The sequence below is a fragment of the uncultured Chitinophaga sp. genome (assembly GCF_902168175.1).
In the GTDB taxonomy this organism is placed as follows: domain Bacteria; phylum Bacteroidota; class Bacteroidia; order Chitinophagales; family Chitinophagaceae; genus Chitinophaga.
Window position 1 is genome coordinate 137,793 of the sequence record NZ_CABHOU010000041.1, and the last position, 10,217, is coordinate 148,009.

Genomic DNA, 10,217 nt, shown 5'->3' on the forward strand with positions numbered 1-10,217 from the left:
GAACGGCAGGGGACTTTTTGTATCTTAGACGCATATGAAATACATCTTACTACTCAGTTGTTTATTGGGGCTGCAACAAACCCGGGCAGCCGATTATTATGTGGATGCCATTAACGGCAGCGATGCTGCCAGCGGGCTCAGTGAAAAGCAGGCATGGAAAACACTGAAGCGCGTAAATACACAGGTATTTAAACCCGGCGATAAGTTGTTGTTCCGTGCCGGCCGTATTTACGAAGGCCAGCTGAAAGTGCAGGGCTCTGGTAAGGCCGGGCAACCCATCAGCATCAACCGTTTTGGAGAAGGATATAAACCGCGTATACAGGGTAATGGCATCATGCCGGCCGCGCTGTTTTTATACAATGTGGAATACTGGGAAGTGAAGAACATCGATGTATCCAACTTCGGTGCCGAACGAGAGGCGAGGCGTAATGGCATATTGGTGCAGGCCCGCGATACAGGTACTATTCATCATATTATTTTGTCAGGGATAGATGTACACGATGTAAATGGCAGCCTGTTAAAATCGGCAGGCGGCGGTGCCGGTATTATGGTAATGGGGGGCGGAAGAAATATAAAAACGAGGTTTGACGGCCTGGTGATCGAAGAATGTACGATCCGTAACACCGCCCGTAATGGGATCACGTTCACCGGTAATTCTTCCCGATCCGACTGGTTTCCGCATCTCAACGTAATCGTGCGTAAAAATCTATTGGAAGGTATTCCGGGCGATGGTATTGTGCCTATTGGCTGCGATGGCGCCATTATTTCGCACAACACCATGCGCGACTGCCCGCGCCTGTTGCCCGACTCCGAAGCTGCGGCAGGTATATGGCCCTGGAGCTGCGATAACACCGTAATTGAATACAATGAAGTAAGCGACCACAAAGCCCCCTGGGACGGTCAGGGTTTCGACTCCGACTGGAACTGCCGCAATACGCTGATACAATACAATTACAGCCATGATAACGAAGGAGGTTTCCTGTTGGTGTGTGATGATGGCAGTGCAAAGCCATCTTACAGTGCAGGTAACGTGGGTACCGTGGTGCGTTACAATATTTCGATCAACGATGGTTCCCGTACGCAGGGTAAACATGCAGGTTTTTCTCCGGTGATACATTTACCCGGCCCCGCAAAAAACACGCAGATCTACAATAATGTGATTATCGTGCCGCAACGCGAAGCAGGCATCGATAGCTCTATTATCGCATTTGATAACTGGAATGGTTACCCGGACAGTACGCTGTTCGCCAATAATATTTTCTTTGCTTTAACGCCGGTAGATTACCAGGCGTCGAAGGCTACGCGTATTTTTTATGAGAATAACCTCTACTTTGGTTCGCATACCAACGCGATAAAAGATGCCGGTGCCGTAAATGCCGATCCGATGTTCCAGTCGCTGGTACTCGGTGGTAACCCTGGCTGGGAGGCGTTGAAGGGTTTAAAGCTAAAGCCCGCTTCGCCTGCTGCGAATAAGGGCCGGGCTGTGGTGGATAAGCCTGTTAACGACATTTTTGGGAATAAGGTGCAGCCGGGCAGGAAGGTCGATATTGGAGTGCATGAGATGTAGGATATTAAAAAGGGGCGGTGTGTACCGCCCCTTTTTCTTTTATAATTGCGGTGTATACACCGTCATTTACCAACCCAAAAACACCATGCCCACGCCACATATGGTAATACTCGCGCCACCAATCACATGTACATACCGCTCTATCTTCCCCGTTTGCAGGAAGGCGAAACCATAGTACCCGAGTAACACCATCGATACCATCGTTATCAATGTAAAAATGGTAAATACACTGGCGATAAGAATAATGCCCCCGGTAGATTGCTGTACCGCCGGGAATGTAAGTAAGGGAATCAACGGCTCGCAGGGGCCCAGTACAAAGATGATGAACAGGATCCATGGGGTTACTTTAGTGCGCTTCTGTGGGTATACGGGCATTTCGCCGTGCTTATGCTCGTATACATAAACGGAGTTGTCGTCGTACACATCAAAGTGTTTGTGAGCGCGGTTAAGGTAGGCCTGTCTAATACCGTAAATTAGATACAACGTGCCGAATGCGAGCAGCGCCCATGATGCAATGCCTCCCCGTACATCTTCGAGGCCGGTGAGTTTGGAGAGTTGCCAGCCGAGTAAAATACCCAGGAAACCCAGCACAATAGAACTGCCTACATGGCCTATGCCGCATACGATAGTCCACCAGATGGTTTTGGTCAGCGACCAGTTGCGGGCTTTGGAAATGGCAATAAAAGGCACGTAGTGGTCGGGGCCTGTTACAGTATGTAAACAGCTAATACCGATAGCGGTAACTATAAGTGCGCCAATTTCAGCGTTCATCGGTGGTGTTTTGATTGATTAATGTTATTTCATTTCGCCAGATAAGGCCTGCCAGGTTTTGCAGGCAGTCGTACAACTGCTCACCGCCGTGGCCAAGTACGCGGAGTACTACGGCCGGTCCGGCGGCACGGGTAATGCCGAAGGCGATGTTTTCTTCTGCTGCCATTATTGCGCGGATATTGTCTTCGAACAATGGCGCATCGGCGTGCGTGTCCATAAATATAAAAGTGGCCTGGTGGGTAAAACCTTCTAGCTGACCCATGGTGCCGGGCGGTATAACAGCCGGCATCATCAACTGGTTATCTTTTAGTACCAGTTTTCCTGCCATGTATATCTCTGTAAGGTTTTTCAGCAGTTTAAATTCAAACACTTCACCCGATAACTTACGTCCGCAGGTCACGATCTCCCCCCACATCAGTCTGCAATTATTGCCAATGCTGATTTTATTATGCGCTTTAAATACAGAATTTTTATGCGGTACCACCGGGTGAGGAATGTAACTCAGCATCGCGCCATCCTCTAATACTACCTGCATTTGCTGCTGCGCTTCCTGTTCCATTTGAAATATGCGCTGGTACGACTGCGTTTGCATTTCCAGGCGTGTACCGGCTTCGAGGTGAATGCGGATGTCGTATACATCACCATCGAGTATGCCGGGCGAGGAACTCATGAGTGTAAGGTACAGCGCCGGGTCATGGCGGTCGAGGCCAACATCTGCCAGCTTAAAGGGCCGCGTGAAGAAGCTGTCCTTTAGGTAGGTGCGGTTGTTACGTAGCCCGGTTACTATTTTCAGCTCATTGATCATCCTTCGGCGCCTTCCAGTAACGCATGTTGTTTTATCCAGCTAATCACTTTGTCCAGGCCTTCGAGGCTCATTAAGTTCGTAAAAATGAAAGGACGCTCATTGCGCATTTTCTTCGCATCGCGGTCCATTACGCCGAGGTCGGCGTTTACGTATGGCGCCAGGTCAATTTTATTGATCACCAGCAGGTCGGAACGTGTAATGCCAGGGCCGCCTTTACGGGGGATTTTATCGCCCTCCGCCACATCTATTACGAATATGGTTACATCCGCCAGGTCGGGACTAAAAGTAGCCGACAGGTTATCGCCGCCGCTTTCAATAAATATGATGTCCAGGTCGGGAAAGCGCTGGGCCATTTCATCTACAGCTTCCAGGTTCATGCTCGCATCCTCCCGTATGGCCGTGTGCGGACAGCCGCCTGTTTCCACACCAATAATACGTGCTGCGGGCAGCAGGCTATTGCGGGTCAGGAATTCCGCATCTTCCTTTGTATAAATATCATTGGTAATTACACCAATGCTGTAATCGTTGGTCATGTGCCTCGACAGCCTTTCTATCAGGGCTGTTTTACCGGAACCTACCGGGCCTGCCACACCTATCTTTATATATTTTCTTTCCATTTTTTTTATGTTGATGTTAGGACATGTACAGTCTTGAATACAACTGTTCATGCTGCATACAGCGAATATCGAAGCCCGTGTTACAGAGCCCCGTCATACTTTCGTCGGGCTGCAAACCGGCTTTTGCCAGTGATTTTATTAAGGGTTGCAGGCGGAACAGGATGTCCTGCCCATCCAGCTGCCCCAGTGGTACCAGTTTTACATTATTGGTCACCATGCCCACGGCTGCGTTGTAGTAAAACGATACCAGTGCTTCCTCTTCCGGTATGCCCAGCAATTGTGCATACATACCAAAGGCGATGCAGTAGTGTGGTGATTTAATTTCCTTTTCACATAAAGTTGCGAAGGGAAACGGTTGTTGCCTCGAAAATATCTTTATCAGCCTTAAACCTAACTTCTGGCTGGCGAAGCGTATTTCCTTCGGCGTTTTTAACGCCGTGCATTCATCATCCAGTTGTACCAGTTGTTGAAGATTTTGCTGTAAGGTGGCCTGGTACGCAAAGTGAACAAAGGCCGCATCATTGTACTGCAGGTTATACTGTAACATGTTGCGCACGAACAGTTCGGCGGTTGTTGCATTGTGTACGAGTCCCTGCTGTACATAGGTTTCCAGTCCCGCCGAGTGCGTGTACCCGCCAATGGGCAGTGTAGGGTCGGCGAGGTGCAGCAGGCTGCCCAGGTAATGTGCGCTCATTTGGAAGCCAGGTTCATGATTTTCGAGAATAGCGTGCTGCCACCGCCGTGACTATGTGGTGTTACATTCGACTTTAACATGTTACGCAACTGCCGCTCCTTTTTTTCCGGCGCAAACCCCGCTGCCTGCAACCAGCGAAACAACGGCTCTTCGTACGGTATCAGCACTTCTTCGTCCTGCAAAAAGATAGGCAGGTGTTTATTGCCGATCTCATAACAAACAGTTCCCATTTCCACCATGGTGCGCGGTTCTATGGCAATGGCCGTGCAGGAAATGATGTTCACTATAATAACCGTCGTTTCGTCCATGAACAATATGTCGCCCTGTTCCAGCCGCTGGCCTTCCTGTAAAAATTTAATCGCTACCTCTGTGCCGTTTTGCGTACGGAGGCGTTGTATGCGTTTGGGCGCATCAAACCATTCTATCTGCAGTTCGTCTTTCCTGCGGTTACCAATATCAGTATTGGCAACGTTTCCCACTTTCTCACGGATCAGCATATACTTAGTTTAAAACAGGAAATACCTTTGTGCCAGCGCCACTTCTTTAGCAGGCTCACAGGTGATCTTTACACCATCCACCTTCACCTCGTAGTTCTCCGGGTTTACAGATATTTCGGGCGTTTTGTCATTATGGATCAAATCCTTTTTACCAATGTTGCGGCAATCACTTACAGGCAGCAGTTGCTTCTGCAAGCCGTATTCCAGCGCGATATTGTTTTTAATGGCCGCCTGCGATACGAAGGTAACGCTGCTATGCAGTGCCGCCTTTCCATGCGCACCGAACATATGCCTGTAAATAACTGGTTGCGGTGTTGGGATAGAAGCGTTGGGATCGCCCATACGACTGGCGGTGATCATACCGCCTTTAATGATCATCTCCGGTTTTACGCCGAAGAAGGCCGGTTTCCATAATACGATATCGGCCAGTTTGCCTGGTTCTATCGACCCTACATGTTTGGCAATGCCTTGTGCGATAGCCGCGTTGATTGTGTATTTGGCAACGTAACGTTTCACGCGCAGGTTATCGTTATCCTTTCCCTCATCTTCCGGTAATGCACCGCGTTGTTTCTTCATTTTATCGGCCGTTTGCCAGGTGCGCGTAATTACTTCGCTCACCCTGCCCATGGCCTGCGAGTCGGAACTCATGATGCTGAATACGCCCATGTCGTGCAGGATATCTTCGGCTGCAATGGTTTCCGGGCGAATGCGCGAATCAGCGAAGGCCACATCTTCCGGTACGCGTTTGTCCAGGTGATGGCAAACCATCAGCATATCGAGATGCTCGTCAATCGTATTGATCGTATAGGGACGTGTAGGATTTGTTGATGCCGGCAATACGTTGGGGTATTGCGCCGCACGGATAATGTCCGGCGCGTGCCCGCCACCGGCGCCTTCTGTATGAAAGGTATGTATCACGCGACCGTTGATGGCCTTCATTGTATCTTCCAGGAAGCCGCCTTCATTCAGGGTGTCGGTATGGATAGCGATCTGGACGTCCATTTTATCGGCCACGTTCAGTGCGGCGTCTATTACGGCCGGAGTGCTGCCCCAGTCTTCGTGTATCTTCAGTCCCAGTGCGCCTGCTTCTATCTGTTCGGTAAGTGGTGGTTCGGTAGAACAGTTGCCTTTGCCGAAAAAGCCGAGGTTCATAGGGTAAGCTTCGGCGGCCTGCAGCATACGCATGATATTCCATTTGCCGGGTGTAACGGTCGTGGCGCTGGTACCATCTGCGGGCCCCGTGCCCCCACCGATCATAGTGGTAATACCACTGAACAGTGCATGGTCTATTTGCTGCGGACAAATAAAATGAATGTGGGTATCAATACCGCCTGCGGTAGCAATCAGGTTGCTGCCATTATGTACTTCAGTGGCAGCACCTATGATCATATTATGATGCACGCCATCCATCGTATCGGGATTGCCCGCCTGGCCAATGCCAACTATCTTACCTTCCTTAATACCGATATCGGCCTTTACAATGCCCCAGTGGTCGATAATGATCACGTTGGTGATCAGGAAGTCGAGTACACCGTCTGCACGTAACGCGGTGCTGGACTGTGCCATGCCATCGCGCACACTTTTACCACCGCCGAACTTACATTCGTCGCCGTAAACGTTATAGTCTTTTTCTATTTCGATGATCAGTTCTGTATCCGCCAGTCTTACGCGATCGCCCACGGTGGGGCCGTACATGCTGGCGTATTTCGCTTTAGGTATTTTCAGGCTCATGAAGGCGTGTTTTTAAATTGATGTGTTGCCACGTTGTTCATGGCTTTTTCTTTGGCCTCGTTCGTAGTCGTTTCGCCGTTAGCGAGGTTCGAAAATCCGATGGCTTTGCGGTGCCCGCCGAACGTTACCAGTTCTACTTCCTTTGCTTCTCCGGGCTCAAAACGTACAGCGTTGCCGGATGGTACGTTTAGTCGCATGCCGAAAGCCTTTTCGCGATCGAAGTCCATCATCGGGTTCACCTCGAAGAAGTGGAAGTGGGAGCCTATCTGTACAGGGCGGTCGCCGGTGTTCACTACTTTCAGTTTCACGGTAGGCCGTCCTTCATTGGCAATCACATCGCCTGGTTTCAGAAAATATTCGCCTGGTATCATTTGCTGGTATTAGCTGTTAACGGATAGGATTATGTACGGTTACCAGTTTGGTGCCGTCGGGAAAGGTAGCCTCGATCTGTATTTCATGGATCATTTCGGGAATGCCTTCCATTACTTCGTGGCGTTGCAACACCGTAGCGCCATAGTGCATCAGTTCCGCCACGCTTTTACCATCGCGCGCAGCTTCCTGCAAATGACTGCTGATGTAGGCCACTGCTTCCGGGTAGTTTAGCTTCAGTCCGCGCGCTTTACGCTTCGCTGCCAGTTCGCCCGCCAAAAACAGTAAAAGCTTCTCCGATTCTCTCGGTGTTAAGTGCATGATAATTTATTTTATATGATGGTTTTCGCCCCTTAAGTTAAAAAGAAATGAGTTTGGTTGTTAAAAAATAGAGCCATAAATAAAAATGACGAAGCTTTTGGCCTCGTCATTGTCTATTTATCAGTATTTATCATCGTTGATCTCTACCCAATACCCGTCTGGATCTTTCAGGTAAATCTGTTTAACACCATCTACCCTGGTATTAAATGTTTTAGGGGTGCCGGTCCAGTTTTCGTAATGGATTTTATGTTTTTCCAGCACCTTCATCAGTTCTTCCACCGAAGGAACGCTGAAGCAGAGATGCGTGTTTTTATCGTGTGTGGTAATGGACGTGGCGCTTTTGATCAGGTGCAGGTGCCCGTGTTCGCTGATCTTGAACCAGGTATGTTTACCATCGTGAAAGGGCTCGGGAATGGTGTCGATGTTGAGGATGTCGCGGTAAAACACCGTGGCTTTTTCCAGGTCGTATACCGAGAGCGCTATGTGATTCAATACCGGTTTTTTCTGGGCCATGACCGTTGTTGTTGCGGCCATAATGGCCAGGAGCAGTGCATATTTCTTCATAACGGTGAAAAGATACAAAAAAGAACGTAGAACGACATAGGGGCGGTTACCGGCGGAAATTAATTTTGGGCACCAGCGGAGGGATAACCATGGGGCCGCCGCTGTGTCACTCCCTTCAGCGGCCGTAACAACAATGGGCAACGTTCAATACCGGACGTGCCTTGTTGCATAACCGGACGAAATCCGTAACTTAACCAACGTATTATCAGTCAGATAGTAACTGGCATTCTTTGTGCCGCCTGCCCCTAAATCGCCGTATACATTATGTTGAAAAACTATCTAAAACTGGCTTTCCGGCACCTTTGGCAAAAGAGGTTGTACAGTGTTATCAATATTACCGGTCTGGCAATTGGTCTGGCTTGTTTCTTACTGGCGCTTTTGTACCTGCGTGATGAGCGGCAGTACGATCGTTTCCATGAAAAGGCCGCTAACATCTACCGTATTACCGCTACCACTAAAGAGCGGACGGTTGGCGGCACCGGTCAGGTGCAGGGCGCTGCGTTTAAAGCGGAGGTGCCTGGTATAGAAAACTATACCCGTGTAATGGGCGGTTCCATTTACGGCGACCTGGTAGCGGGCAGCACCGTTGTGAAGCAACAATTGCTGTTCGCCGATCCGTCATTTTTTGATGTGTTTTCATTCCGCACGTTATACGGTAATATACAAACGGCATTACAGGAAACCGGTTCGGTAGTGCTTAGTGAGAGTGCGGCCCGACGTTTATTTAACACTGCCGACGTGGTGGGGCGTACATTAGAAATGAGCGCCGACCCATCCGCGCAGCGTTTGGGTAAACCGATGGTGATTACGGCTGTGGTAGCCGATCCTCCGTTTCATTCTTCCATTCGGTTCGATGCGGTATTGCCTTTTCGTTTCATGCAACTTTCTTTTGAAGATTACAGTTGGGATAGTTTTTACCTGGGTACTTATGTAGTGCTGCACCCATCTGCAAAATCTGCGCAGGTAGCCGCTAAAATGAACGCCGCGCATAAAGGCAGGGTGAAAGTAGCTTACGGTTTACAGCCGCTTACCGCCATTCATCTTAACCCGTTATATGAACCTAACAGCAGCATGGAGGCCGGTGTAGCCAATGGAAGTAATCCCCTTTATTCCTGGATATTTTTGGGTATTGCGGCATTTATACTGCTGATGGCGGGCATCAACTTTATAAACCTGAGTATTGCCGGCGCCATGAAACGTGCGCGGGAAGTTTGTGTACGTAAACTTAACGGCGGTTTGTCCCGGCAAATCATACTGCAGTTTTTGCTGGAAGCAGGTTTGCTTTGTTTCGCTGCACTGCTGCTGGCGGTGGTTATTACTTTGAATGCCCTGCCTTTGTTTAACCGGCTAACCGGTGCCTTTATTTCACCGGCAACAGCATTAGATATCAGCTTCTTCGTATACGCTGCCGCCCTGCTCGCCATTATAGTAGTGGTCACCGGCGCTTATCCCGCTGTCGTACTCAATCGTTTTCAGCCGGCCGATATCTTACGCGGCCGTATGCGCCTTTCGGGGCGCAATGTGCTGGGGCGTAGTTTAGTTATCGTACAATTCTCGCTCTCTGTATTCCTTGTGATCAGCACCCTGTTGTTCTACAGGCAAATGGATTATGTACGTACGAAAGACCTTGGTTATAATCCTCAGCAGGTAATACGTTCCAACATTGGCGGTAATGTCGACCCCCTGCCCGTAAAATCATTCCTGCAATCAGAACTAGCAAAAGAGCCCGGAGTGCGCGCACTGGCGTTCGGCGGCGAATACAGCGGCGAGTCGCCCGTTAAACTGGGCGAACAGGAACTACAGGTGAAACATCGGGTAATTGATGAACATTATTTAACGGCGCTCAATATTCCTCTGAAAGAAGGTCGTAATTTCTTTACAGGTGAAGCAGAAGATGGACTGATTGTAAACGAAGCTTTTGTAAAAGCAGCGCGTTTACAATTGCCTATTGGTACACAGGTTCGTATGGATCCCTATCATGGAAATGAAGTAAGAACGATCGTCGGTGTGGTGAAAGATTTTCATTACGGTTCGTTGCGCGAAAGCATACAGCCCCTGCTGATGTTCAAACATAAAGAAGTAGCTACCGGGATATGGATAAGTTATGAACAGGCGAGGCAGCCGCAGGTGCTGGCAGCTTTCGAAGCTGCCTATCGTAAAGCGTTACCCGCGGCATCTTTTGAATACCAGTTCCTCGACCAGTTAAATGCCCGTGAATATGCACAGGAGCAACGCTGGCGTACGATTATTTCGATAGCGGCCATACTGTCGGTGTTGATTT

At 49.3% G+C, this 10,217-nt stretch carries 11 protein-coding genes; 2 read left to right on the forward strand and 9 right to left on the reverse strand.

Annotation, left to right across the window (positions count from 1 at the left end; genetic code table 11):
• The first annotated feature begins 34 nt into the window (after positions 1 to 34).
• Positions 35 to 1,567: a right-handed parallel beta-helix repeat-containing protein gene (locus QZT80_RS08650; protein WP_295120558.1), complete on the forward strand. Its 1,533-nt coding sequence runs from the start codon at positions 35 to 37 to the stop codon at positions 1,565 to 1,567.
• Positions 1,568 to 1,633: 66 nt separating this feature from the next.
• Here the strand turns inward: QZT80_RS08650 and QZT80_RS08655 are convergent, their stop codons facing one another.
• From QZT80_RS08655 to QZT80_RS08695, 9 genes are all read right to left on the reverse strand, one after another.
• On the reverse strand, positions 1,634 to 2,338 hold the full coding sequence (locus QZT80_RS08655) for a sulfite exporter TauE/SafE family protein (RefSeq protein WP_295120560.1): 705 nt from the start codon (positions 2,336 to 2,338) through the stop codon (positions 1,634 to 1,636).
• Positions 2,328 to 3,143 carry an urease accessory protein UreD gene (locus QZT80_RS08660; RefSeq protein WP_295120563.1) on the reverse strand — a complete coding sequence of 272 codons (816 nt, stop codon included), beginning with the start codon at positions 3,141 to 3,143 and terminating at the stop codon, positions 2,328 to 2,330. The genes QZT80_RS08655 and QZT80_RS08660 overlap by 11 nt, the downstream gene beginning before the upstream one ends.
• Positions 3,140 to 3,760 (reverse strand): urease accessory protein UreG, encoded by a 621-nt coding sequence (gene ureG / locus QZT80_RS08665; RefSeq protein ID WP_295120566.1) that lies wholly within the window; start codon positions 3,758 to 3,760, stop codon positions 3,140 to 3,142. The genes QZT80_RS08660 and ureG overlap by 4 nt, the downstream gene beginning before the upstream one ends.
• A 16-nt stretch (positions 3,761 to 3,776) precedes the next feature.
• Positions 3,777 to 4,454, reverse strand: a complete 678-nt coding sequence (locus tag QZT80_RS08670; protein WP_295120568.1) for an urease accessory protein UreF — start codon at positions 4,452 to 4,454, stop codon at positions 3,777 to 3,779.
• On the reverse strand, positions 4,451 to 4,951 hold the full coding sequence (gene ureE, locus QZT80_RS08675) for an urease accessory protein UreE (RefSeq protein WP_295120571.1): 501 nt from the start codon (positions 4,949 to 4,951) through the stop codon (positions 4,451 to 4,453). The genes QZT80_RS08670 and ureE overlap by 4 nt, the downstream gene beginning before the upstream one ends.
• Positions 4,952 to 4,960: 9 nt before the next feature.
• On the reverse strand, positions 4,961 to 6,682 hold the full coding sequence (gene ureC, locus QZT80_RS08680) for an urease subunit alpha (protein WP_295120573.1): 1,722 nt from the start codon (positions 6,680 to 6,682) through the stop codon (positions 4,961 to 4,963).
• Positions 6,679 to 7,053: an urease subunit beta gene (gene ureB / locus QZT80_RS08685; protein WP_295120576.1), complete on the reverse strand. Its 375-nt coding sequence runs from the start codon at positions 7,051 to 7,053 to the stop codon at positions 6,679 to 6,681. The genes ureC and ureB overlap by 4 nt, the downstream gene beginning before the upstream one ends.
• A gap of 16 nt (positions 7,054 to 7,069) precedes the next feature.
• The gene (gene ureA, locus QZT80_RS08690) at positions 7,070 to 7,372 is read right to left on the reverse strand and encodes an urease subunit gamma (protein ID WP_295120579.1); all 303 of its coding nucleotides are present in this window, start codon (positions 7,370 to 7,372) and stop codon (positions 7,070 to 7,072) included.
• A gap of 120 nt (positions 7,373 to 7,492) precedes the next feature.
• Positions 7,493 to 7,936 (reverse strand): VOC family protein, encoded by a 444-nt coding sequence (locus QZT80_RS08695; protein WP_295120581.1) that lies wholly within the window; start codon positions 7,934 to 7,936, stop codon positions 7,493 to 7,495.
• A 264-nt stretch (positions 7,937 to 8,200) separates the two neighbouring features.
• Between QZT80_RS08695 and QZT80_RS08700 the strand changes: the two genes are divergently transcribed.
• A partial coding sequence (locus tag QZT80_RS08700; protein ID WP_295120584.1) for an ABC transporter permease occupies positions 8,201 to 10,217 on the forward strand: 2,017 nt, incomplete at its 3' end.